Source organism: Allorhizobium sonneratiae, assembly GCF_023700755.1.
In the GTDB taxonomy this organism is placed as follows: Bacteria; Pseudomonadota; Alphaproteobacteria; order Rhizobiales; family Rhizobiaceae; genus Allorhizobium; species Allorhizobium sonneratiae.
Genome location: NZ_JAMKOJ010000011.1, coordinates 45,555 through 69,394, shown reverse-complemented (window position 1 = coordinate 69,394; position 23,840 = coordinate 45,555). Strand labels below are relative to the sequence as shown.

18 protein-coding genes, 1 other RNA gene and 1 pseudogene are annotated in these 23,840 nt (G+C 57.2%); 8 read left to right on the top strand and 12 right to left on the bottom strand.

From position 1 onward, the window contains the following. Positions 1-60: 60 nt before the first annotated feature. The 9 genes from NAC44_RS17985 to NAC44_RS17945 all read right to left on the bottom strand — a co-directional run bounded on the left by NAC44_RS17985 (position 61) and on the right by NAC44_RS17945 (position 8,456). Complete coding sequence (locus NAC44_RS17985; RefSeq protein ID WP_250942941.1) at positions 61-1,809, bottom strand: peptidoglycan D,D-transpeptidase FtsI family protein; 1,749 nt, start codon at positions 1,807-1,809, stop codon at positions 61-63. Further along, the gene (gene ftsL, locus NAC44_RS17980; protein WP_250942940.1) at positions 1,809-2,186 is read right to left on the bottom strand and encodes a cell division protein FtsL; all 378 of its coding nucleotides are present in this window, start codon (positions 2,184-2,186) and stop codon (positions 1,809-1,811) included. The genes NAC44_RS17985 and ftsL overlap by 1 nt, the downstream gene beginning before the upstream one ends. A 1-nt stretch (position 2,187) precedes the next feature. Further along, positions 2,188-3,213: a 16S rRNA (cytosine(1402)-N(4))-methyltransferase RsmH gene (gene rsmH / locus NAC44_RS17975; protein WP_250942939.1), complete on the bottom strand. Its 1,026-nt coding sequence runs from the start codon at positions 3,211-3,213 to the stop codon at positions 2,188-2,190. A 17-nt stretch (positions 3,214-3,230) separates the two neighbouring features. Beyond that, entirely contained in the window at positions 3,231-3,665 is a 435-nt protein-coding gene (gene mraZ / locus NAC44_RS17970) for a division/cell wall cluster transcriptional repressor MraZ (RefSeq protein WP_250942938.1), read from the bottom strand. A gap of 522 nt (positions 3,666-4,187) precedes the next feature. After that, positions 4,188-4,584, bottom strand: an RNA gene (rnpB, locus tag NAC44_RS17965) — RNase P RNA component class A. A 33-nt stretch (positions 4,585-4,617) separates the two neighbouring features. Then, entirely contained in the window at positions 4,618-5,814 is a 1,197-nt protein-coding gene (locus NAC44_RS17960) for an NAD(P)/FAD-dependent oxidoreductase (RefSeq protein ID WP_250942937.1), read from the bottom strand. Between the two features lie 341 nt (positions 5,815-6,155). Beyond that, positions 6,156-6,698, bottom strand: coding sequence for a lytic transglycosylase domain-containing protein (locus tag NAC44_RS17955; RefSeq protein ID WP_250942936.1), 543 nt, complete (start codon positions 6,696-6,698; stop codon positions 6,156-6,158). 262 nt (positions 6,699-6,960) lie between these two features. Beyond that, positions 6,961-7,722 (bottom strand): N-acetylmuramoyl-L-alanine amidase, encoded by a 762-nt coding sequence (locus NAC44_RS17950; protein ID WP_250942935.1) that lies wholly within the window; start codon positions 7,720-7,722, stop codon positions 6,961-6,963. Then, positions 7,719-8,456 (bottom strand): J domain-containing protein, encoded by a 738-nt coding sequence (locus tag NAC44_RS17945; RefSeq protein ID WP_250942934.1) that lies wholly within the window; start codon positions 8,454-8,456, stop codon positions 7,719-7,721. The genes NAC44_RS17950 and NAC44_RS17945 overlap by 4 nt, the downstream gene beginning before the upstream one ends. 349 nt (positions 8,457-8,805) lie before the next feature. Here NAC44_RS17945 and NAC44_RS17940 point away from each other — a divergent pair, with 349 nt between their 5' ends. The 3 genes from NAC44_RS17940 (at position 8,806) to NAC44_RS17930 (ending at position 12,071) form a co-directional block, all read left to right on the top strand. Beyond that, entirely contained in the window at positions 8,806-10,020 is a 1,215-nt protein-coding gene (locus NAC44_RS17940; protein ID WP_250942933.1) for a pyrophosphate--fructose-6-phosphate 1-phosphotransferase, read from the top strand. A gap of 170 nt (positions 10,021-10,190) precedes the next feature. Continuing rightward, positions 10,191-10,826, top strand: coding sequence for a hypothetical protein (locus tag NAC44_RS17935; RefSeq protein ID WP_250942932.1), 636 nt, complete (start codon positions 10,191-10,193; stop codon positions 10,824-10,826). 246 nt (positions 10,827-11,072) lie between these two features. Further along, entirely contained in the window at positions 11,073-12,071 is a 999-nt protein-coding gene (locus NAC44_RS17930; protein WP_250942931.1) for a transglycosylase SLT domain-containing protein, read from the top strand. Positions 12,072-12,251: 180 nt separating this feature from the next. On the opposite strand, the gene NAC44_RS17925 is transcribed toward NAC44_RS17930, so the two are convergent. Further along, on the bottom strand, positions 12,252-13,628 hold the full coding sequence (locus tag NAC44_RS17925; RefSeq protein ID WP_250942930.1) for a serine hydrolase domain-containing protein: 1,377 nt from the start codon (positions 13,626-13,628) through the stop codon (positions 12,252-12,254). Between the two features lie 411 nt (positions 13,629-14,039). Between NAC44_RS17925 and NAC44_RS17920 the strand changes: the two genes are divergently transcribed. The 4 genes and pseudogenes from NAC44_RS17920 to NAC44_RS17905 all read left to right on the top strand — a co-directional run bounded on the left by NAC44_RS17920 (position 14,040) and on the right by NAC44_RS17905 (position 18,413). Continuing rightward, positions 14,040-15,287 carry a BtaA family protein gene (locus NAC44_RS17920; RefSeq protein ID WP_250942929.1) on the top strand — a complete coding sequence of 416 codons (1,248 nt, stop codon included), beginning with the start codon at positions 14,040-14,042 and terminating at the stop codon, positions 15,285-15,287. After that, on the top strand, positions 15,284-15,949 hold the full coding sequence (locus tag NAC44_RS17915; RefSeq protein ID WP_250942928.1) for a class I SAM-dependent methyltransferase: 666 nt from the start codon (positions 15,284-15,286) through the stop codon (positions 15,947-15,949). The genes NAC44_RS17920 and NAC44_RS17915 overlap by 4 nt, the downstream gene beginning before the upstream one ends. 148 nt (positions 15,950-16,097) lie before the next feature. Beyond that, a pseudogene (locus tag NAC44_RS17910) lies at positions 16,098-16,880 on the top strand (glycoside hydrolase family 25 protein); the annotation flags it as partial. 339 nt (positions 16,881-17,219) lie between these two features. After that, positions 17,220-18,413: a lytic murein transglycosylase gene (locus NAC44_RS17905; protein WP_250942926.1), complete on the top strand. Its 1,194-nt coding sequence runs from the start codon at positions 17,220-17,222 to the stop codon at positions 18,411-18,413. Positions 18,414-19,085: 672 nt separating this feature from the next. On the opposite strand, the gene metF is transcribed toward NAC44_RS17905, so the two are convergent. Both metF and NAC44_RS17895 read right to left on the bottom strand, forming a co-directional pair. Continuing rightward, positions 19,086-20,012: a methylenetetrahydrofolate reductase [NAD(P)H] gene (gene metF, locus NAC44_RS17900; RefSeq protein ID WP_420839974.1), complete on the bottom strand. Its 927-nt coding sequence runs from the start codon at positions 20,010-20,012 to the stop codon at positions 19,086-19,088. After that, positions 20,009-21,010 carry an ArsR/SmtB family transcription factor gene (locus NAC44_RS17895; RefSeq protein ID WP_250942924.1) on the bottom strand — a complete coding sequence of 334 codons (1,002 nt, stop codon included), beginning with the start codon at positions 21,008-21,010 and terminating at the stop codon, positions 20,009-20,011. The genes metF and NAC44_RS17895 overlap by 4 nt, the downstream gene beginning before the upstream one ends. A gap of 568 nt (positions 21,011-21,578) precedes the next feature. On the opposite strand from NAC44_RS17895, the gene NAC44_RS17890 reads away from it, so the two are divergent. Further along, a complete protein-coding gene (locus tag NAC44_RS17890; RefSeq protein ID WP_250942923.1) occupies positions 21,579-23,837 on the top strand; it encodes a methyl-accepting chemotaxis protein in 2,259 nt (752 codons plus the stop codon). The last annotated feature ends 3 nt before the right edge of the window (positions 23,838-23,840 follow it).

Here is a 23,840-nt window from a genome sequence, read left to right as displayed (position 1 = left end):
TTTACTTGTCCCCTTGTCTCACCGGCCCTGTTTTACCGGTGAGTCTGCATATCAGTATGATCAATAGGACACGAGTGTATCTTTCCCCGCCGGTCCGAAATCAGGTTCTACACCAAGAATTGGGGCGCTTCTGCGAATAATATCGCGCACCATCGGCGCTGCGGTATAGGCAGAAAGCGTACCGCCATTTTCACCGGTCAAGGGCTCATCACAAAAACTGAGCACCACATAGCGCGGCTTGCTCATGGGAAAAGCGCCCAGAAAAGCGTTGAAATTCAGCTTGTGGTCATAGCGGCCATTGACGACCTTGTCAGCGGTGCCGGTCTTACCACCGACATCGAAACCGGGAACGCGAGCACGCCGACCGGAGCCGAGAACCCCATTATACTCAAAGAGATAGCGCATATCGGCGCTGGTTGATGGCTTGATCACAGCCTCAGCCACATCATCAGCCTGCTCCACCGTGCGCGGCAGGAAGGTCGGCTCGATCAGCTTGCCGCCATTCATCAGGGCCGCACCGGCAACGGCGGTCTGCAAGGGCGTTGTCGCAATACCATGGCCAAAGGCGATGGTGATCTGGTTGATCGGTTTCCATTCCCGCGGCTGGGACGGCATTTTCACTTCGGGCAGTTCCGTCTTCATCTTGGTCAACAGCCCAAGCCGGGTCAGGAATGCCTTGTGTTCGGCAATGCTGACGGTTTGTGCCAGTTTGGCCGTGCCGATATTCGAGGAATAGCGGAAAATGTCAGGAACCGTCAGAAAACGGCTCTGCGCGTGATCGTCATGAATGGTGAAACCGTCGATTCTGATCGGATAGCGCGCATCGAAACTGTCGGTCAGCTTGACCTTGCCAGTATCAAGCCCCATGGCGATGGTGAAAGATTTGAACGTCGATCCCATTTCGAACGTGCCGTTCGACATGCGGTTCAGCCAACCGTCCTTCGAGCCTTCCTCCGGGTGGTTGGGATCGAAATCGGGATAGGAGGCCATGGCAATAACTTCACCCGTATTGACGTCAAGCACGACGGCTCCGGTGGATTTGGCCTTGTAGTCAATCATGGCGTTCTTGACGATGTCATGCAGAATATTCTGCACGCGCAGATCGATCGATAGCCGGACCGGCTCCAGCGGCGCATTCGACGTCATCCCGAGATCGGCCAGTTCGGCCAGGCCCTGATTGTCGATATATTTCTCCATACCGGCCATGCCACGATTGTCGATATTGACGAAACCGACAATATGGGCCGCCGTCGAGCCGCCGGGATAAAACCGCCGGATTTCCGGACGGAAGCCGATACCGGGAATGCCGAGCGCCAGGATCTGGCTCTGCTGCTTCGGCGTCAGCTGACGTCGCAGCCATTGGAAATGCGATTTCGACGTCAGCTTGCGATAGGTGTCCTTGACATCGAGATCACTCAGCACCGTTGCCAGTTTTTCTGCCGCCTCGTCTGCATCGACGATCCGGTTCGGCTCGGCAAACAGCGAAACGGTGCGGATATCGGTGGCCAGCACCTGGCCGTTGCGGTCAAGAATATCGGGTCTTGCCGCCATCAACCGGTCAGGCGGCAGGATGCCCGATGTGGTTTCAGGATGGGTATAACCATATTCAACAAGACGCGCGCCGATCACCGTATAGGAGGCGGCAAAGCCGAACAGCAACATGCCGACGCGGCGGCGCGCCATATCGACCTTGCGCTTGCTGGCACCGTCGAAGGCGCGGGCGCGATTGCGCAGACCAGCCCCCTGGCCGGCATCGGTATTGAAATGGGCCTTGCTTTTCAGACGCATCATCCGGGCGAGGAAAGACATCAGCGTTTCACAGCTCCCGTGATGATGGAATCGGTTTTGGCAGGCCTGCCCTGAGCAACCTCCGGCAGGGGCGACGGGACGGGCAATTGTGATTTCAGCATCGGAAGCTCATTTTCCCGTGCCAGCTGGTTTGGATCGGTCTGCTGCAGATCCAGCTCCGGTCCATAGGTCGCCACCAGCTTTTCCAGCCGGTTGGGCTGTGTCAGAAGCGCCCAGTCAGCATTGAGAAGATCGATCGTGTCCTTCTCCAGCTTGATCTCGGATTCGATGTGATGCAGGTCCTTCACCTTTTCATCGGTGCGATGCTTGATCTGATAGGTCACGGTTGCCGATGCCGCCATGATGCCGATCAGAATGAGATCGAAAGTCCGGATCATCTCAGGCTCCCATACGCTGTATGTCTGCAAGTGCCGGCAGGTCGAAGATCGCGCGGTCGGGCTTCATCGCTCTTGCCTCAGTGCGCAGCCCTGCCCTGAGCTTGGCCGAACGGGCGCGCGGATTGGCTTCAGCTTCCGTCTCGCCAGCCGTTACCAGGCCCCTGCCGATAGGGGTAAAAATCGCCGGACGGTCCGCCACCATCGGCATATGCCGCGAGCCTGCCGCCTTGCCGGACCGGTCGGAGAAAAAGGTCTTGACGATGCGGTCCTCAAGCGAATGAAAGGTCACTACAACCAGCCGTCCGCCGGGCTTGAGCGCCTGCTCGGCGGCAAACAGCGCCTCAACCAGTTCGCCGAGTTCATCATTGACGAAAATTCTCAGCGCCTGAAACACCCGCGTTGCCGGATGAATCTTGTCCTTGGCCTTGCGGGGCGTCACGATTTCGATCATTCCGGCCAGATCGCGGGTGGTCTCGAACGGTTTTTCCACGCGGCGCTTTTCAATGGCGCGGGCAATGCGGCCCGCCTGCTTTTCCTCGCCGAGAAAACCGAAAATACGGATGAGATCGCCAACTTTCGCACGATTGACCACATCGGCGGCGGATACGCCCGAACCGGACATGCGCATATCGAGCGGACCGTTTTTCTGAAAGGAAAAGCCGCGTTCGGCCTCGTCGATCTGCATGGAGGAAACGCCGATGTCGAGCACGACGCCATCAAGCCCAGCTTCAGGCGCATGATGGGCCAGAGCGGAAAACTGTGTGTGAACAAGGGAAAGCCTGCCACCGAACGCGCCAACCAGCGCCTGGCCAGCGGCAATTGCGGTCGGATCGCGGTCGAGCGCGATCACATCGGCGCCCGCCTCAAGCAGAGCCCTGGTATAACCGCCCGCACCGAAGGTGCCATCAAGGATGATCTTGCCAGGCTGCGGCGCAAGGGCTTCGACGACCTCATTGAGAAGAACCGGAATGTGACGGACCGGTCCGCCTTCGGCTTCAGTGACACCTCCGCCAAGATCCGTCGCCATTCCGTGTCTCCGCATCCTCAGGAGCCGGTCACACGCGCCAGCCCCTTTCTTGCCGCCATCTGCGCCTCGTGAAACGCTTCGGGCCGCCACACCTGAAAATGATCCGAACGCCCCACAAAGGTGACCTCGGAGGTAATGCCAGTAAAGTCGCGGATGAAATCCGTGACCATCAGCCGCCCCTCGCTGTCGAGGCGCATGAAAACGCCGCCACCATGAATGAGCAGCGACATCTCGTTCGCTGCCGGCGAAAACGGGTCCGCCGACACCATTTGCCGCTCGTATCGCTCGAGCAGATCCGGACCGCCGATGCTGATGGCTGGAAAGATAAAATCCTGGATGCAGTAAAGCTCCTGAATTTCCCGCCCAGCAAGCACAGCACGAAACGACGCCGGCACGGAAACCCGTCCCTTCGCATCGATCCGGTTGGTCGCATTGGACAAGAAGCGGTTCATAACGCCTTACCGCCGCCTCCTTCCGATGAACGCGGATCACATACCCGCATGTCCACTGATAAAACCGCACTTCGCCATGCAAGGCGGAAGCCGTAAACAACGCGGCTTCAGCGGTGTTAAACCGCCTTTCAACTTCGCATGTTCGGGCCTCAATCGACCCTGTTGCAGTGCAGCTTTGGGATACCATGGGACATTATGGGCGTCAATGGGACGGGTTCAGCAGCCGCTTTCCGGCATGCTTCGTTTATATCCTGTTAAGTTTAATGAATGGTTATTAAATCAGCCTTATCAGGCATAGCTGATAGACGACACAAAGGCCACCGTATAGCAGTTTTAACCCCATATATTCAGGGACTTGTCAACCAGCTGACGGAAAAGACGGGCCTGACGCCACGAAGGCGTGAGTGGACGTGATCCTTGACATCATAGCAGCAACTCAGGGGAGAAAAACATGCCGCAACAGCCAAAGGGCGGTTTCGCGGACAGTCAATCTCTCCTCATCCGGCATCATGCTGAAAGGAAATTACCAGTCGGCCTATAAGCCGGGTTCTGTATGGCCCCGGTTTCCCGGAACGTGGCAGCCATTCATCTGGGACGGCGCTTGCGCGCCGCCTCTCGCAACCCACCCGGATGACTGGCCCGAAAACCGGCTGTAACCGCTTGCGCGGCCCGCGTCATCCCTATTCGGTCTTGCTCCCGGCGGGGTTTACCATGCCGTCCCTGTTGCCAGGTCCGCGGTGGGCTCTTACCCCACCTTTTCACCCTTGCCCCGGCGGACCGGAGCGGTTTCATTTCTGTGGCACTGTCCCTGAGGTCGCCCTCGCCGGACGTTATCCGGCACCGTGTTTCCGTGGAGCCCGGACTTTCCTCACCTCACCGCCTTTCGGCATTGGTGAAGCGCGGCTGCCCGGCCGACTGGTGGTGGGTGATTAGCGGAGATGCGGGGCAATTGCTACCCCAAAAACCGCGGCGCAAAATCGGCCGCATAGCCCTGATCGGCAATCGAGCCGTTCAAGAGCAGCATCGCCCCCATCCTGCCGATTTCATCCGAGCTTTTGGCCGCAGCCCCGCAGCCACCGGCGAGAACCCCGATCCGCGGACTGTCGCTCCAGCCGATGGCTGGATAGCCAGTGGGTGTGAAAGAGGTGACGCAGGCCGCCATGGAGAGCGGCGCATGCGAAAGCGACGGCACGAGATCGCCAATGATTTGCGCGAGGTGATCGCGGGTGCCGGTCCGTCCGCCGCTTCTGAACCAGTCGCGGATATCCGGCTCCGTGATCAGCTTGAGATCATCTGGATCACCGCCGATCTTGAGATAAGTCTTACCGTCAGGATAACGCACCGGCGGCAGAAGATAGATATGATCCTTTGGATCGTCTGCCTCGTGGATCAGGGATGGCATATCCTGATAATGCGCTAGCTGATCCTCGGCGATTTCGAAAAACGCGACAGTGCGGGCATAAACCGCAAGATCCAGTGTCTTCGGCAACAGCCTGTCGGCAATGGAAAAACCGCCAGCGGCCACCAGCACCTTCCGGGCCCGCAGCGTCTCGCCCCGGTCGGTCTCGACGGCAACATACGTGCCCTCGTCACGCACTGTTACCGCCGTCTGGCGAATGAGCCGCACCCCTGCCCGCTCGACCAGCAGCGACTGCGCTTCGACCAGACGTCGCGGATTGACGTAACCGGCATGACGCGCCTCATAAATTCCGGCGGCATCGCTGCCAAAACTGAAATAGCCAAAGCGTTTCTGCAACTGCTCTGGGCTCAGGGATTCGGTGCTGACGCCAAGGGCAGAGGCCGCACGCGCGACCTTCGTCACATAGCTTGCCTCATCCACCGGCTTCGGCCCGACAATCAGACATCCGGCCTCATGATAGAAGCGGATGCCGCTTGCCTGTTCGATCTCGCCGTAACGGGCGATCGAGCGATGGGCGAGCTTCGCCCAGACCGGGTCCGGGTCGATGGTGCGGGTGATGCGCGCCTCATCATAATGGCTGCCGAAAACGCCCTGATGGGTGGCCTTTTCGGCAGGCTCATCCGGCCCGAGCAGCGCCACGCCATCGCTTGCGTCCGCCAGATGCCGCGCCGCCGCAGCCCCCATCATGCCGCGCCCGATGATGAGATAGTTGAAGACCTGATCCCCCATGGCCAACTTCCATTTTAAGCATGTCGCGTTTCATTGTCCTCAATGAACCGATAACGGACATGCGACAAAACAAAGACTTAACAGGCGGCTGAAAAAGTCAGGTGGAGTTGAAAATGAGGATGTTTTGGGGAGTAAAAGTGCCAAAAAACGGCGCATACAGGTCATATGCAACGCTTTTTGGGTGCTTTTCAATCACCGCATCAGACCATTTTCAGCCCGGCCCGCCTTTTTCAGCAGCCTGTTAAAGCACGTTGCATGAGGCTGATAAGCCGCAACGTGCTTTAAAACAGACCATGGATAGCATCAGGCATGGCGGCAGCGACATTGTTTTTAAGCCGGAATCACACCTTTTCGCCAATCTTGGCCATGACCTCTCCGCAATATTCCCGGGAGGTGGGGTTCATCCGGGTTGCGGCATGACCGGCATTGTAGCGCAGAAGCGCCTGACAGGTATCGCCGCCACCGAGACGATTGGCGATTGCCAGATATTTCATTCCGTATTTGAGATTGGTGTCGGGATCGTAAAGCCCTGCAACCGAGCCTTTATAACCCATGGCCCGCGCCGTGGCGGGCTTGATCTGCATCAGGCCGATTTCCCCATGCCGTCCCCGCGCTTTCGCATTGAAGCCGCTTTCGGTGTTGACCACGGCCCGCGCCAGCTTCACCGGCACGCCATAGGCCTTGGCATAGGAAGAAATCAGCGTCTGATAGGGAAATTTCGCCTCTTCCTTGTCCTTAATGGCCGCAGGTGCATCATCGGATTTTCCACCGCCAAACAGGCTGAAAAGCGTTCTGCCATGATGTCCATCATCGGCATGGGCCACAGAAACGCAGGATACAGAAAGGGCAAGGCATGCCGCAGCAGCAAAAAGAGGGGATTTCATGAAGATCGTCAAACTCCGAACAATGAAGCAATGCAGACCGAAATAAAGACAAAGTCTATCCAGCCGATTTTCCTTGACAGAGAAAATCGTTACGCATCGCGTTTCTGTTGACAATAGCGGAAGATCCATTCGTAACAGGATCGGCACCGCCGTTCAGCGAGGTCTTTTAAAACCGCCAATAAGGAAATCCTATGGCATAGCGAAAATCGGTGAATTTTTAATCTTTAAATGCACGCATAAAGCGAGACAGCCGTCATAAATATCAGGAAAATCGCGGCAGCGCCTGCAACAGCCGATGCAGTGTGCTGATGGTGGACGCATCGGCGATGCCATCCACCCGCTCGGGACGAAAATGCAGCTGAAAACTGCGGATCACCGTCTCGGTCTGCGCGTCAAATTGGCCTGTGACCTCAAGACCATAGCCATAAAGCCCGAGCATGGACTGCACCGCCTCGATCGGCGCGCCGCAATCGCCACGCTGGAAGAAGCGCCCGCCGGTAATGGGGCCTGGCTCGACCCAGTGCCCGACACCGGCCTGATACAACTTTGACCATGGGAAATGCTCACCGGGATCGATCTTGCGTCCGGGGGCAATATCAGAGTGTGCCAGCACTTTTTCAGGGGCAATCTGCCAGCGACCCGCACAATCCCGACACAATTCGATGACGGCTTTTATCTGCGCATCAGGATAATCCGGCAGCGCCGGATGTCCGGCATTGGCGATTTCAATGCCGATGGAACGCGAATTATTGTCGCTCTGCCCCTCCCAGAGGCTTTTTCCGGCATGCCAGGCGCGACGGCTTTCTGGCACGAGCTGCACCACCTCACCGTTTTCGCGCACCAGATAATGGCTGGAGACTTCGCTTTCCGGTCGGCAGAGCCAGTCGAGCGCGGCGTCTTCCGATGGCATTCCGGTATAATGCAGAATGATCATGTCCGGTGCAGCCACACCGACACGCTCACCATGATTGGGCGATGGACAAACAGAGGCCTTGGCGTAATCGGCCGAAAAATCGATGCTCATGCAGCCTTGCGTTCTTTTTCGATGGCTGCATAGGCAGCGTTGAAGGCGGCCATGCGCTGATGGGCAGCGGCGTGCATTTCCAGCGGCAGGCCGCGCGCATGAAGGCGATCCGGGTGATGTTCCGAAGCCAGCACGCGGTAACGCTTGCGGATCGTGGAGAAATCATCACTGCGGGACACGCCGAGAATGCTGTAAGGGTCCTCATCCGGATAAAGATGACGGGCGGCAATCGCTTCGAACCGCTCTTCGCTGATGCCGAAAATATCGGCAATGCGGCTCAAAAAGGCCAGCTCGTTTTCATGCACCAGCCCGTCGGCAGTGGCGATGTGAAACAGTGCATCGACAATCTCTTCCAGCACCGGGCAGCCCAGAGCGCCCGAACCGCAAAGCCTCGCCAGCCTTTCAGCATAGGCCTCATAGCCTGCCACATCCTGCTTGGCGAGATTGTAAAGCCGCGCCACATTGCGCGCCTCCTGCGGCGGAAAATCGAAAATGGCGCGGAAGGCATTGACCTCGGCCTGAGAGACGATGCCGTCCGCCTTGGCCATTTTCGCCGACAGCGCAATGATCGCCACCGAGAAGGACACCCGGCGTCGTGTTTCCGGATCGCCCTCGAACATGGTGCGGATTGCCTCGACAATCGACGACAACGCGCTGCCTGCCGCGTCGCTGACAGCGCCCAGCAGTTTTTCGAACATCGACGATAACGTCTGGCAGGTGAAATCCCATATCATGATATGAGAATGGCCTATTTTCTCAGATAAAAGCAAGTCATGCACCGCAACCACGCCGGTTAAACTTTGTTCATACTCAGTTGCCATTGCAGGCTTGCCGACGTCTTCTCTTTCGTCAAACCCTGCCGTTTCAGGGTTTTCCACAGTCAGGCAGGATGATGGGCATTTGAAACGATTATATTTCCGCGCACTGTGAAACCTCGGTGAAACCCCGGAATTTCCTTGATTTTTTCCTTTACAGAGCCACTTTCTTTGCGCATCCCTTTGAACCCACGGAGCCGGGCGCGACAAAACGTCACGATACGGACCGACACACCTTTTCATCCGCCCTGTTGCAGAGGACCGTTTCATGGCCAAGACCAAAGTCGCAATGCTGACCGCCGGGGGGCTTGCGCCCTGCCTCTCTTCCGCCGTTGGCGGATTGATTGAGCGCTATAGTGAAATCGCGCCCGATGCCGAGCTTGTCGCTTATAAATCCGGCTATCGCGGCCTGCTGATGGATTACAAGATCGAGATTACGCCAAAAATGCGCGAACAGGCGCATGTGCTGCACCGCTATGGTGGCTCGCCCATCGGCAACAGCCGGGTCAAGCTGACCAATGTTGCCGACTGCCTCAAGCGCGGCCTGATCCAGGAAGGCCAGAACCCGTTGCAGGTGGCAGCCGAGCGGCTCGCTGCCGACGGCGTCACCATTCTGCACACGATCGGCGGAGACGACACCAACACCACAGCGGCCGATCTTGCCGCCTATCTCGGCGCCAATGGCTATAATCTCACCGTGGTCGGCCTGCCGAAAACCGTGGACAATGACGTTGTACCGATTCGCCAATCGCTCGGCGCCTGGACGGCAGCAGAGGTCGGCGCCCGCTTTTTCGACAATGTCTCGAACGAGCAGAGTGCGGCCCCGCGCACGCTGGTCATTCACGAGGTCATGGGCCGTCATTGCGGCTGGCTGACGGCGGCGACCGCACGCGCCTATATCCAGCGAATCAAGCACAATGACTATGTCGAAGGCTTCATGATGAATGAGGAGCTGAAGACCATTGACGGGCTTTATCTGCCCGAAACCCATTTCGACATGGAAGCCGAAGCCGAACGGCTGAAGGAACTGATGGACCGCACCGGCTTCGTCACGCTTTTCGTTTCGGAAGGCGCCTGCATGGATGAAATCATCGCCGACCGCGAGGCGGCGGGCGAGGAGATCAAGCGCGACGCCTTCGGCCATGTGAAGCTCGACACTATCAATGTCGGCAACTGGTTCCAGAAACATTTCGCCAAACTGCTCGATGCGGAGCGCTCCATGGTGCAGAAATCCGGTTACTATGCCCGTTCCGCTCCTGCCAACCACGAGGATCTGCGGCTCATTCAGGGCATGGTCGATCTGGCGGTTGAAAGCGGGCTGAACGGGATTTCCGGCGTCACGGGCCATGACGAGGATCGCGGCGGCCAGCTGAGGACCATTGAATTTCCAAGAATCAAGGGCGGCAAAGCCTTCGATCTCAATACGCCCTGGTTTCATGAGGTCATGGACCATCTCGGTCAGAAATTTAGGCCAGCACATTGACCTGAACCCACAATGGTGTCTTCACTTTCTATTAGGGCATATTGCGATCGAAGCCGCAGGTGGATCGATAGAGCATGCCTCAAAGACAAGAAAGAATGAGAGCGCCGGTTTGCATTCGTCACATCGAAACGCGCGCTCAGGAAGAACAGTGAAGACCGGGAGGTCGGGTCATGGCGTTTCAGGATTGGGTATTGTTTTGTGCGGCCTCCGCCGCCTTTCTCGTCTTTCCCGGACGGCCTTGTCTGTGGATCCTCGCCAGCCGTCAGGCTGGCGGCGGACGACTGGCGATCTCCGCCGTTCTTGGCACGATTATCGGCTATGCAGTGATGGCAAGCGCGACGATTGGGGCCATGCAGGCACTGGCATTGATCGATGCCCCACTTTTTCTGCTGCTGGCCTGGCCGGGCATGACGCTGATGATGGTCATCGCGCTGAGGCTTGTGCGTGCGCCGCTTCAGACCGGCCCTATTGCCGATAACGACAATCTGGCGCAACGCAGATCCGTGATCGTCGCCTCCCGCGCCGCCTTGCGTGCCTCTCTCAATCTGCGTGCCATTCTGTTTCTCTTGGCGCTTTCAAGCCAGATGGGCAATGCCTTCATGCCCGCGCGCGGCGATTTCCTTCGACTGGAGGCTGTATTTATTGCCCTCGCCTCGCTCTCAAGCGTGCTGCAGGCGATCTATCCCGATGCCATGAAAGCTTTGCTGCGGCGGCGTTCAGCACGGCTGAGTCCTCATATCAAAGGCAAAACCATGCTGATTTCCGCACGTGCCGTCAGCGCTGGCTATCGACGCATTGCGGCCTGAAATCCGATTATTTTCATCTCTGTGACGGAAAAGAGACAGCCGCGCGATCACTTTTATTCAAGCCTGTGGATTATTAAGACACTGTTTTAAAATAAATATTTTCAAGCATTCCAATTTTTTTTCGTAAATTTCGCCCTCTATTGGTCACGCAACCGTCATCGGGGCTGTCAAATTTGTGAATCCGGTGTTAATAGTTCGTGTGCCGTTCAGAACGGCACATCGTTGCAACAACGAACGGACAGACGAATGCCCCGTATGATGGACCGCGCGATTGCTTTAAGTGTGACCACTGCTGTCGTTGCCGCCCTTTCGAGTTGTACCACTGCAAACGAGACCGCCAAGGCCGATCTTGCACCCAAGCCGGCAGCGATCCAAAAGGCTGGAACGGGTTCTGCCGTTGCGGCAACACAGACCGGCTCCGGTCTTACCCAGACGGCGGTGACCGCGCTGACGAGCACCCCCACGTCCGCAAGCGGCGCAGAACGGGCCATCAATCTGGCCGCAGGCGAAGGCCCGATCCCCACACAAAATCCGCGACAGCAGCCTCTGGCCTTTACCGGCCCCACGGTTGCCTCCGTACAGGCGGGTGCGGTCGCGCCGGGAACGGCCTCCAGCGAGCAGCCGATCGGCCTGGAAAACGAAGCCCTTCAGCCCGATGTCGTCGCCATTCACAATGCCGTTCCGGTGCCACGCCCCCAGACACCCAATTTTGCCTCCACCTCTGTCGCTGTTGCGATACCTGCCCCGACGGCGGTCCAGACGACATCCAAAACCGGCGCTTCCATGAGCTTTGCCATGCTGGACGCCCAGTTCGATACAAGCGCCCCCGTCACCGCAGCATCGCTTTCGGCCGACACCAAGGAAACGCTGTCGTCCTCATCCTACTCCCCCAGCCGCGGACCGACGATCATCAACAGCCTCGTCGACAAATATGCCGCCCTTTACAATATGCCGCCCAAGCTCATTCATCGGGTGATCTACCGCGAGAGCCGCTACAATCCCGGTGCCTACCGGCACGGCAATTATGGCCTGATGCAGATTCGCTACAACACGGCCAAAGCCATGGGTTATGATGGCCCGCCCAAGGGCCTCTTCGATCCGGAAACCAACCTGAAATATGCGATCAAATATCTGCGCGGCGCATGGATGGTGGCGGAAAACAACAATGACAATGCCGTCAGGCTCTATGCCAAAGGCTATTACACCGAAGCCAAAAGCAAGGGCATGGACCGTTTCATGCAGTAATCTTCCAGCAGCGTGCATATGTTTTATCAAACGAACGACGCTGTAAATTTCTCTGCATGATGGTTGAACGGGCTTACGGCCGGTTTATGCGACCGATATAACGATATGGAACAGCCCCCTTTGCCTCAATCGTCATATAGATTGAGGCAAAGGGGGCTGATTTTTTTGGCGTAACCCGCTTCAGTAACCGGCCGCCAGAACGGCTTTCAGCAGCGGTTGAGGCAGATAGCCTCTGGAAGATGGCGTCAGCCCCATGCGCAGCACAATGAGCTTATGCGAGGGCACGATGGCAATGGATTGCCCATCATGGCCTTCAAACCATACGGTGTCATCCGGCAGGCTGTAAGCCTTGCCTTTCTCGCCCCCAGGCCCCGACCGCCACATCATGCCGTGGGTATAGGAGCCCTTGGAGGATGCGGTTGGCCGCCAGAGCGTGTTTTCAACATAGCCCTCCGGCAGCAGGCGTTTTCCCTGCCAGATCCCATCCTGCACCTGCAATTGGGCCAGTCTGGCCCAATCCCTTGCGGTTGCATAAAGATAGGAACCGCCGGCAAGGGTTCCGGCCTCATCCGCTTCAAACACGGCATGTCGCAATCCGAGGGGACCAAAAAGCGCTGTCTGCGGATAAGCGAGCGCCTCTTCCCGTGAAGCAAAACTGTTCATCAGCACGCGCGCAACGAGAACGGCGGTGCCGGTGGAATAACGGAAGCGGCTTCCCGGCGAAACTTCGAGCGGCATGCGCGCGACAAAGCCCGCCTCATCCGCCTTGAGAAACAGCATCCGGGTGACATCGCTGACATCGCCATAGTCTTCGTTGAAGGCCAGCCCGCTCTGCATTGCCATCAGGTCACCAAGCTTGATGGCGGCTCGGCCATCCTTGTTCCAGTTGGTGAAAAGATGGTCCTGATCCAGAGACAGCTTGCCCTCGCCGATACGCGCGCCAACCAGCATGGCCGTGACGGTTTTCGTCATCGACCAGCCGATCAGCGGGCGTTCAGGCCCAAAACCCTGACCGTAGCTTTCGCCGACAAGCGCACCATCCTTGACCACCAGAACCGCCCGCATTCCCGGCCCGGTCAGCGCCTTGTCCTCCAGCACCGGCTTGAGGGCCGCAGCGGTCGTGACCGGAGCATCGCCATCCGGCCAGGCCATATCGGGCTTTGCTGCAACCGGCTCAGGCTGGCCCGCAAGCTTCACCTCACGCGCACGCGACATCCGGCCATCCGGCACGCTGGCGCAGCCGAGGCCCGGACGGTAAATGGCAATGCCCGGCGCGAAAGCTCCGAACATATAGGCCGTCACCTGTTTTTCCTGTCTGTCCACCGTCACCCGCAGGAGGCGCAGCAACGGATTGCCCGGCGCCTGCACATCACGAGAGACGACGATATCGGGATCACGGCCTGCGATGAAGACATTGGAGCAGACCATTTTGGCGGCATAGCCCGTCCCGACCCGCAGAAGCTGCGGCGGCGCAATCACCAGCCAGCAGGCAAAGCCCGCCAGCACAACCGCAATCGGGAAAAACAGCCTGCGCACATAAAGAATCATCTGACCCATGGTCTCAATCCTGCAAAACGTCCCCAACCGGCAGCGGGACCCAATCAAAGCAAAACAAAGCTCCTTTGAAGCCGGTCACACACCATGCCCCTGCGAAATGGTGTTGTAACAGGCTTTACGGAAACCGCTGACGAAATCGCACAGTCTTATGGCAGAACTCAGCAGATTTTGTGCACATCATGCCTGAATTTCAGGCGTTCATATTCATCATTCAGCTGATTGCCGTCCTATTCCGCGTTTGCGCTACCCTTGCGTTTATGCGGATTGAAGAGGATGGAGAGGAAGGCAATCGTTTATACACAACTATTCTTTTCAGAATGCCTCCTTCAGGTTACAGAAAGCGACACCGTCATCAAACTGTTGTGCAGAAGCTCTATCCACGGCGAAACCGCGAGAGAGGGCCTTTAGACCATGACTGAACTCGTTCCCGAAGCCGGCTTTGGCAAGAACCGGAAACTCAAAAGCGCATTGCTGCAACACAAGCCTTTATCCCGCAAGGGGCTTTCGGAACGGTTTTTCGGCCTTCTGTTTTCCGGTCTGGTCTATCCGCAGATCTGGGAGGATCCGGATGTCGATATGCAGGCCATGGCACTTGCCGCTGGTCATCGCGTCGTCACCATAGGTTCGGGCGGCTGCAACATGCTGGCCTATCTGTCACGCGAACCAGCCCGCATCGACGTGGTCGATCTCAATCCGCATCATATCGCACTCAACCGGATGAAGCTCGCCGCCTTCGGTCATCTGCCCGATCATGACGCCGTGGTAACACTGCTCGCCCGCGAAGACGAGAGCAACAATCAGGCCCTGTTCGACCGTTATATCGCGCCAAAGCTCGATGAGGGTACAAGGCGCTACTGGACGAGCCGCAGCCTGACCGGCCGCCGCCGCATTGGCGTTTTCAACGGTAATTTCTATCGCACCGGCCTGCTTGGCCGTTTCATTGCCGTGGCCCATATTCTGGCACGCCTGCATGGTGTGCGTCTGGCCGAGATCACCGAATGCCGGTCGTTGCGCGAACAGCGCCAGTTTTTCGAAAATCGCATCGCACCGCTGTTCGACAAGCCGCTGATCCGCTGGCTCACCAGCCGCAAAAGCTCACTCTTCGGGCTTGGCATTCCGCCGCAGCAATATGACGAGCTGGCCAGCGTTTCCGACACCGGCACCATCGCCCCTGTTCTGAAACACCGGGTGGAAAAGCTTGCCTGTCACTTCCCGCTGAAAGACAATTATTTCGCCTGGCAGGCCTTTGTCCGCCGCTATCCGCGCAAGGACGAAGGCGCCCTGCCCGATTATCTGCGGGCCGATTATTACGATACCATTCGTGCCAATGTCGACCGCGTTGCCGTGCATCATGCCAGCTACACCGAACTTCTGTCCAGCAAATCCGCAGGCAGCGTCGACCGCTTCATCCTGCTCGACGCACAGGACTGGATGACCGATCAGCAGCTCAACGATTTGTGGACGGAAATCACCCGCACTGCCGACAAGGGTGCGCGCGTGATTTTTCGAACCGCTGCGGAAAAGAGCGTGATCGAAGGCCGCCTCTCCGACACAGTTGCCAACCAGTGGACCTATCTGTCGGAGCTGTCGGACCATTATAACCAGCGGGATCGCTCGGCGATCTATGGTGGCTTCCATATCTATGAGAAAAGAGCATGAGCGCACTTCCTGCCGGAGACGGGCTGGACCGCCATCATGCCAGCAAGATGGATCAGGTCTATCGCTATCAGCGCCATATCTATGATCTGACCCGCAAATATTACCTGCTGGGCCGTGACCGAGCCATTGCCGGGCTCAACGTACCGGAAGGCGGCAGCTTGCTGGAAGTCGCCTGCGGCACAGGCCGCAATCTGGTGGCGGCTGCCCGGCATTATCCTGCGTCAGAGCTGCACGGCTTCGATATTTCCAGCGAAATGCTCACGCAGGCAAGGCGCAATTTCCGGGTGCTGAGCCACCCGCCAAGCCTGCGTGTCGCCGACGCAACCACCTTTCGTGCCGAGGATTTCGGCCTGGACGGTTTCGACCGGGTGCTGATCTCCTATGCCCTGTCGATGATCCCGGACTGGGAAAAAGCCATTGAGGCCAGCCTTGCCGCGCTGAAATCCGGCGGCGAATTGCACATTGTCGATTTCGGCCATCAGGCCCGTCTGCCCGAGACATTTCGCCGTCTTCTGCATGTCTGGCTCGCCCGTTTTCACGTCACGCCGCGTGAAACGCTGCAGGACATATTGCAGGAACAAGCTGACAAGGCGGGTGCGCGCCTGCGTTTCACCAGCCTTTATCGCGATTATGCCTGGCACGCCGTGATCCGTCTTGCCTGATAGTGCAGGTTAGGGTTGAGAGAAATTTTCTCTTTAAAACTAACCGAAATTTAACGATGATGGAGCAAAACAGGCTGGGCGCCTCTTTTGTTCTTGCGTGTGCGCGCTTGGCATCAGGGGCAAATCATCTCTTTTTTATGGGTTTGCTATGCGTTCCCTGCTTCTGGCGGTCCTTCCCTTTTGCCTTTTTGTCAGTTCCTGCACATCGACGAATTACGACTTCATGCAGACGGCGTCGATTGCACCGAAATTCAAGGACAATGATCCGCAGGATTTCGGACGCGATTCCCCCAGCCGCCATGATGTTCACGGCATCGACGTGTCCAAATGGAACGGCGACATCAACTGGCAAAAGGTCAAGCAGTCCGGCATCAGCTTCGTCTTCATCAAGGCGACCGAAGGCAAGGACGTCATCGATCCGAAATTCCAGGACTACTGGCGCGGCGCCCGTGCAGCCGGTATCGCGCATGCGCCCTATCATTTCTATTATTTCTGCTCGACCCCGGATCAGCAGGCGGACTGGTTTATTGCCAATGTGCCGAAGGCGTCCATGGACATGCCACCGGTGCTTGACGCCGAATGGAACCACGGCTCGAAAACCTGTTTCCGCAAACCCTCGCCACAAGAGGTGCGGGTCGAACTGAAGCGCTTCATGGACAGGCTCGAAGCCTATTACGGCATGCGACCGATCATCTATACCTCGGTGGATTTCCATCGCGACAATCTGGTCGGTGCTTTCCCCGATCATTATTTCTGGGTTCGTTCGGTCGCCAAACACCCGTCGCAGATCTATGCCGACCGTCGCTGGGCATTCTGGCAATATACCTCCACCGGCGTCATTCCCGGCATCAAGGGCGAAGCCGACATCAATGTCTTTGCCGGAAACCGTCAGAACTGGAAAAACTGGATCGCCTCGCTGCAAACCGTACGTCAGCAGCCGGTCGGGCCGGTGCCAGTGCCAAGCGCGCCGCCGCAACAGATGCTGCCACCGATGAATGAGCCACCCCTGCCGCCTCAACTCCTGCCACCGGAACTGGTTGCAGCCAATTAATCCGGTTCACCCCATATCGCATCATGGCACGACAGGAGACGAACACTGGACGCGGCACCATGCTTCTGTCACAAAATCTGTGCAGACGATGGGCACTCGGTTACGCGCCACGCGGTTCCACGACCCATCCATCGTGACGGTCATCGGGACTGTCAGGACAATATTTTTGATCCAGCCCATGGCGGCATCGGCCGCCCGGCTTTGCATGAAGGAAAACCTATGCCTCGTTTTCGCCGCCTGTCCGCCGCCGCACTCCTGACCTGCCTGATGGCGGGCACCGCAATGGCCCAGCAAGTGCCTTGCGGTGGCGATCTTCAAAGCTTCCTTGCCGGTGTCAAGGCCGAAGCCGTGGCCAATGGCGCATCACCGCAAGCCGCCGACGAGGCGCTGGCCGGTGCGCAAATCGACCAGAAGGTTCTGGCCATGGACCGGACGCAGGGTGTGTTCAAGCAGACCTTTATCGAGTTTTCCTCTCGCACCGTCTCAAAGGGCCGCTACGATATCGGCCTGAAGAAAATGCAGGAATACGCCAATGTCTTTTCCCGCGCAGAACAGGAGTACGGTGTGCCCCCCGGCGTGATTACCGCCTTCTGGGGCATGGAGACCGATTTCGGCGCCTTCCAGGGCAATTTCAACACCCGCAATGCGCTGGTAACGCTGGCGCATGACTGCCGCCGACCCGATCTTTTCCGCCCGCAATTGCTGGCTCTGATCACCATGGTGCAGCATGGCGACCTCGATCCGGCCACCAACACCGGGGCTTGGGCCGGCGAAATCGGCCAGGTTCAGATGCTGCCCAAGGATATCGTTGCCTATGGTGTCGATGGTGATGGTGATGGCCATGTGCAACTGAAAACCAGCGCGCCCGATGCCATCATGACGGCGGCGAAATTCATCCAGCATCTCGGCTTCAAGCGTGGCGAACCCTGGCTGCAGGAAGTCACTGTGCCCGATACCCTGCCTTGGGAAAAGACCGGCTTTGACAGTGGCATGAAGGCGGGCGACTGGTTCAAGCTCGGTGTCAAGCCACGTGACGGCAACACGAAATTTGCCGATCTCGAAGGCGAGTTGCTCCTGCCGCAGGGGCGCAAGGGACCGGCTTTCATGGCCTATCCGAATTTCCAGATCTATCTCGAATGGAACAAATCCTTCATCTACACCACATCGGCGGCCTATTTCGCCACCCGTCTTTCGGGGGCGCCGCCTTATCTGAAGGGTAATCCCGAACCCGGCCTCTCTGTCGATCAGATGAAGCAGTTGCAGACCAAGCTGAAAGCCATGGGCTATAATGTCGGTGATATCGACGGCATTCTTGGCGGTGGCACCCGCGATGCCGTTCAGAAAGAACAACTGAAGCACAATTTGCCCGCCGATGGCTGGCCAACGCCCGCACTTCTCGCCGACCTGAAATAAGCAGTATTCCCGCCCGGTCCTGAAAACCGGGCGGGCCTTTATCATCGATGACCGTCGATTTGGTACATCTCTCTTCCCTCTGTTTGAATGGGATGGGGCATGGAAAAGCGGAGACCGGTGCGCGTCCGAAACCACAAAGTCATCCAAATCACAGCTCAACGACATAATTCGTGAAGAGCAGCTGTTTCGCCCGATTATTCCACCTTGTGACATACACAAGGATGAAACCGTAAATCATTCAATATAAATAGTTAATTCTCTTTCTGCGCCAATCTCGACCCAGGGAATTTTGCAGGAATCTTTCAGTGTGTTATCTTACGTGAAGCTGCATGCAGCAGCAGCCTTATCGCATTGCAGCATCGAATCTGCTTTGCAAATGTCACAGTTTAGACATAATATTTAAAGGCAAACGCAAGGAGGACACGATGGGACTGACACGTTCGATCAATATCCTGGCAGTGAGCGCGGCTTTTCTGTTTATCGCCGCGATGCTCTTTGTTTAGAGCCGAGACTGGTGCAGAGCGCATTTAACATGAACAATGCGCTTCTCAGAGCTGACATTTCGCGAACCTCAATCGACATAGACATTATTTTCCTGCCGTGAGCCGATCGCTAAAAAGAGCGACGCTTCACGGCAGGTTTTTACGGTGCTAAAGCCTGTCGCAATGAAGCCTAGACCAGCGCCAGTGTACCGGTCGAGGTGTCATTCGCAGACGCTGCCTTGCGGCAGCCCAGCGCTTCAAGTGTGGCGTTGACCAGCGGCGCCCGGTTCATCGTATAAAGGTGAAACTCTTCAATCCCGCGCGCTCTCAGATCGGCGATCTGTTCGCTGGCAACGGCAGCTGCAACCTTGGCCCGTTCGCCCGCATCGCCGTCTAGACCTTCAAAACGGGCATCAAGCCAGATGGGAACGCTTGCGCCGCACATGCCGGCAAAACGCTTGAGCTGGGTAAGATTGAGGATCGGCATGATGCCAGGTACGATCGGAATGGTGATACCTGCCGCCCGCACCTTATCAAGATAGCGCTCGAAAATATCGTTATCGAAGAAAAACTGGGTCAGCGCCCGCGTGGCACCATGATCGACCTTGCGCTTGAGCATGTCGATATCCATGGAAAGATCGGGGCTTTCCGGATGTTTTTCCGGATAAGCCGAAACGGAAATCTCGAAGTCATCGATCTCTTTAAGACCCTTCACCAGAGCCGCCGCGTTTTCATACCCGTCAGGGTGCGGCGTATAGAGCGAGCCGACACCGGTGGGCGGATCACCGCGAAGAGCCACGAAATGACGTACACCGGCAGCGCGAAACTGCTCGACCACCTCCGCCACCTCGGCCCGGCTTGCCCCCACGCAAGTCAGATGCGAGGCGGTGGCAAGCGGCGTCTCGGCAATCAGCCGCTTCACGGTCGACAGGGTCGGCGCCTTGGTGGTGCCGCCAGCCCCATAGGTGACGGAAACGAAATCCGGCTGCCAGGCGGCCAGATCGTCAACCGTCTGCCACAATTGGCCTTCCATATCCTCGGATTTGGGCGGGAAAAATTCGAAGGAGAGTTTGAAGGACCTCTCAGCCGAGCCCTGCGCTGTCTTGACAGCCATCATAAACCTCCTGCTGCTTTCAGTTCCGGCATTTCGTCCACGGCCGTCTGGGCGTAGCACGCCAGCCAGATGGTGACGGTGAGCGCGGTATCGTCCATTTGTCGCGGCGCGACGTCGATTGCCTGTTCAAGGGTGAATCCGGCCTTCATCAGCCAGTCCTGCATGGTGGCATGGGAAAAACCAAGACGGATATGCGCATGGTCGTCGCGCAGATGTTCCAGCCGGTGTGGTGCCAGATCGACAATCGCCAGCCTGCCACCGGGCTTCAGCATACGGGCCGCCTCTTTCAGCGCCAGTTCCGGCTCGACCAGGAAATGCAGAACCTGATGGATGATGACGACATCAAATTCGCCTCCGTCCAGCGGCAGATTGAGAATATCACCCTGGCGAACCGAAGCTTTGCCCACACCGGCCTTGTCGAGGTTGGACCGCGCCACCGCCAGCATATCGCGGCTGGCATCAATGCCCAGCGCTCGTTGATAAGATCCGGCCAGCAACTGTAAAATCCGCCCTGTCCCCGTGCCGAGATCCAGAAGCGCCTCAATAGGGTGGGCACCAAGCTGGCTTAACAACACCGCTTCCACTTCGCGGTCATTGACATGCAGGCGCCGCAATTCATCCCATTCCGTGGCATTGCGGCTGAAATAGGCCTGTGCCTTTTCGGCGCGATTGCGCTTGACGGCGGCAAGCCTGTCAGCATCGCGCATGAAAACCGGATCATAGCTGGAGACAGAACCAAGCACATGACGGGCAAAACCGGTCGCCTCCCCGTCCTGCTTCAAACGAAAATAGGCCCAGGCCCCTTCCTGATACCGATCGATAAGCTCGGCTTCTGCCAGAAGCTTCAAATGTCGGGAGATGCGCGGCTGCGACTGACCCAAGATCTCGGTCAGATCGGACACGGTCAGATCGCCACCGGCGAGAAGCGCGAGCAGGCGCAGGCGAGTTGGCTCACCCGCCGCCTTCAACAACTCCACCAATGTATCAAGAGCAAATGTCATCTCAGAGCGCTTCCGTCAATCAAGACATAAAGATATCTTTATATCGTAAGCCTCTTCTGCGCAAGTCCCAGCCCTCATCCCGTGCCAGGATATTCAACCTCCCCCTTCTCCCGATACATCCATCAACACTGCGGGCGTTACGGATGGGGTCCCTTCATATGAAAATCATTTCATAAAGAGATTCATTATATATAATTTTAGTTGTATTTTTATTAAAAAAATCACCTTCAACGAACCCTATTAAGCAGTATATTTCATAATGCGCCGCTCCAAAATATTACAAAGTATAACAATAAACTCATTCAATGAATTAGCGATAAATACATTGTTTACTGTTAACATTTTCCTGTATTCATGTCGATCGATCTATTTTGCGTCAATGCACGCCTCCTTTAATTTTGCATCCCTAAAAAAACAGGGTATATTAAAAATTGTTTTTATAGCATTTTTTCTTAACTCAAAATTCGTGAAACAAAATTTATAACGCTCGCACGATAACACTGGAGTGACGACCGTGCACCTTTCCCTACGAACACTTCTGATTGGGTTCTTTGCAGCCCTAAGCGTTATGATCAGCACCGTCGCGGGCATATCGCTGGTACAATCCTGGAATGATTATGGCCGGTATACGGATATTGCCCGACTGGCATCGCTCGATAAATTCTATTTCGAGGCATTGCTGGCTCTGCGCCAGGAGCGCGGCGCCTGGGATCAACTTCTCCTGGTTGAACCCGAAAAGCTTGGCAAAGTGCTTGAAACCGCAAAATCCATGCAGAGCGATGTGGTCAAGGCCATGAACAGCGCTGAACCTCTCTATGCGGGCATTGCCGATCCGGATCTTAAATCGATGATTGGCAATATCAAAAGCACCAATGACGACATCATCAATCTGCGCAAAGACATTATAACAGCACTGTCGACACCCGTATCACAACGCGATCAAGCCTTGAAAACGCGGTGGATGACCCTGAGCGGCAACCTGGTCAATTCGCTCGATCAGGGAGAAATCACACTTGAAGACAAAATCCGCACCCTTGATCCGACCACTGTTTCCCTGATCCAGATCCGCAGAAGCGCCTGGAACGCCCGGGTCGGCATTGGCGAAACCTCCCTCATCCTCAATGCAGCCCTTGCCAGCGGCAAGCCGTTCACCCGGCAGGAAATTGCCCAGCTCGACAGTTTTGATTCCCGTGCAGACGCTTTCTGGGACATTGTCGGCTCGACGATCAAGCATCCCTCGACCCCTCCGTCGGTTCGCGTAGCCTATCAGAAGGGTCAGGATGGTTTCTATGCCGATGCCTTTCAGCAGTATCGACAGTCTGTGATCGATGCCCTGTCCTCAGGCAAACCGTCTCCTGTGCCTTTTGCTGAATTCCGTCCGAAAAACACCGCCGCTCAGGGCAGCGTTGCGCTCGTTGCTGCCGCAGCCATGGAGGAACTGGTCAAGTTCTCCATGAGCGCCAAGGCCCATGCCCTCAACACCTTCCTGCTTTATGCTCTCGCATTCGTCTTCGCGGCTGGCATTGCCGTTGCAGGCATGGTGGTCATCGTGTTTCGGGTGGCGCGGCCGCTGGGTCGCCTCACAAGCTGCATGAATTCACTGGCAGGCGGTCAGAACGACATGATCGTGCCCGATATCGAACGTCATGATGAAATTGGCGGGATGGCGCGGTCTGTGGAAGTGTTTCGCAAGGCAGCCATCCGCAATCAGGAACTGGAAATCGAAGCAGAACAGAACCGCCGTAAAGCCGATCTGGAACGCGCCGAGGTGCAGCGTCTGGCCGAAGCAGAAGCAGATGAGCGGCTGCAACGGGCAACGGGCCGTCTGGCCGAGGGCCTGCAACGTCTAGCCGCCGGCGATATGCTCTGCGAAATCCATGATCAGTTCGCCCCGCAATTCGAGGCTCTGCGTCACGACTTCAATCAGTCGGTCACCCAGCTGCGCTCGGTTCTGGTGATGGTGGCGGCGGCCTCTTCCAATGTCCGTGGCGGCAGCGGGGAAATTTCCAATGCCTCCGACAGTCTCGCCAAGCGCACTGAACAGCAGGCCGCATCGCTTGAGCAGACCGCAGCAGCACTGGAAGAAATTACCTCCAACGTTCACGCCACGACGAAACGCACATCGGAAGCCCGTGATCAGGTGCGCAACACCCGTAACCGGGCCGAACAATCCGCCGCCGTCGTCAACAAAGCCGTCGATGCCATGGGTCGCATCGAACAGGCCTCCAACCAGATCAGCCAGATCATCGGGGTGATCGACGAGATCGCCTTCCAGACCAATCTTCTGGCGCTTAATGCCGGCGTCGAGGCCGCACGCGCTGGTGAGGCGGGCAAAGGCTTTGCCGTCGTCGCTCAGGAAGTGCGTGAACTGGCACAGCGTTCCGCCTCGGCAGCCAAGGACATCAAGGGCCTGATCAACAATTCCGAGGCCGCCGTTTCCGAAGGCGTCAAGCTGGTCAACGATACCGGCGAAGGTCTGACGATGATTGCGGATCTCGTGCAATCGATCAACCAGCATATGGAAGCCATCGCCACCGCCGCTCAGGAACAGTCCTCCGGCCTTGGCGAGGTCAATACGGCCGTCAACCATATGGATCAGGCCACCCAGCAGAATGCCGCCATGGTCGAGGAAATGAATGCGGCAGGCACAGGTCTGGCACAGGAAGCAGCAAAGCTCAGCGACCTTCTCAGCCGCTTCAAGACTGGCGCGGCAGAGGCCGAAGCGCCAAGGCAGCGTCCTGCCGTCGCAACCGCAAGAGCCACACGCCCTGCTCCGCGCGTTTCCGGCAACACCGCCCTCAAGACGGAAGGCTGGAGCGAGTTTTAAAGC

Bases quoted from the DNA above. Each gene is read 5' to 3' on its own strand.
- NAC44_RS17895 (WP_250942924.1), bottom strand. From the start codon at position 21,010: ATGACATTTGCTCTTGATACATTGGTGGAGTTGTTGAAGGCGGCGGGT.
- NAC44_RS17920 (WP_250942929.1), top strand. From the start codon at position 14,040: ATGACTGAACTCGTTCCCGAAGCCGGCTTTGGCAAGAACCGGAAACTC.
- mraZ (WP_250942938.1), bottom strand. From the start codon at position 3,665: ATGAACCGCTTCTTGTCCAATGCGACCAACCGGATCGATGCGAAGGGA.
- NAC44_RS17985 (WP_250942941.1), bottom strand. From the start codon at position 1,809: ATGTCTTTCCTCGCCCGGATGATGCGTCTGAAAAGCAAGGCCCATTTC.
- NAC44_RS17925 (WP_250942930.1), bottom strand. From the start codon at position 13,628: ATGGGTCAGATGATTCTTTATGTGCGCAGGCTGTTTTTCCCGATTGCG.
- NAC44_RS17915 (WP_250942928.1), top strand. From the start codon at position 15,284: ATGAGCGCACTTCCTGCCGGAGACGGGCTGGACCGCCATCATGCCAGC.
- NAC44_RS17955 (WP_250942936.1), bottom strand. From the start codon at position 6,698: ATGAAATCCCCTCTTTTTGCTGCTGCGGCATGCCTTGCCCTTTCTGTA.
- NAC44_RS17945 (WP_250942934.1), bottom strand. From the start codon at position 8,456: ATGATATGGGATTTCACCTGCCAGACGTTATCGTCGATGTTCGAAAAA.
- metF (WP_420839974.1), bottom strand. From the start codon at position 20,012: ATGATGGCTGTCAAGACAGCGCAGGGCTCGGCTGAGAGGTCCTTCAAA.
- NAC44_RS17940 (WP_250942933.1), top strand. From the start codon at position 8,806: ATGGCCAAGACCAAAGTCGCAATGCTGACCGCCGGGGGGCTTGCGCCC.
- NAC44_RS17950 (WP_250942935.1), bottom strand. From the start codon at position 7,722: ATGAGCATCGATTTTTCGGCCGATTACGCCAAGGCCTCTGTTTGTCCA.
- NAC44_RS17935 (WP_250942932.1), top strand. From the start codon at position 10,191: ATGGCGTTTCAGGATTGGGTATTGTTTTGTGCGGCCTCCGCCGCCTTT.
- NAC44_RS17960 (WP_250942937.1), bottom strand. From the start codon at position 5,814: ATGGGGGATCAGGTCTTCAACTATCTCATCATCGGGCGCGGCATGATG.
- rsmH (WP_250942939.1), bottom strand. From the start codon at position 3,213: ATGGCGACGGATCTTGGCGGAGGTGTCACTGAAGCCGAAGGCGGACCG.
- NAC44_RS17930 (WP_250942931.1), top strand. From the start codon at position 11,073: ATGCCCCGTATGATGGACCGCGCGATTGCTTTAAGTGTGACCACTGCT.
- NAC44_RS17905 (WP_250942926.1), top strand. From the start codon at position 17,220: ATGCCTCGTTTTCGCCGCCTGTCCGCCGCCGCACTCCTGACCTGCCTG.
- ftsL (WP_250942940.1), bottom strand. From the start codon at position 2,186: ATGATCCGGACTTTCGATCTCATTCTGATCGGCATCATGGCGGCATCG.
- NAC44_RS17890 (WP_250942923.1), top strand. From the start codon at position 21,579: ATGATCAGCACCGTCGCGGGCATATCGCTGGTACAATCCTGGAATGAT.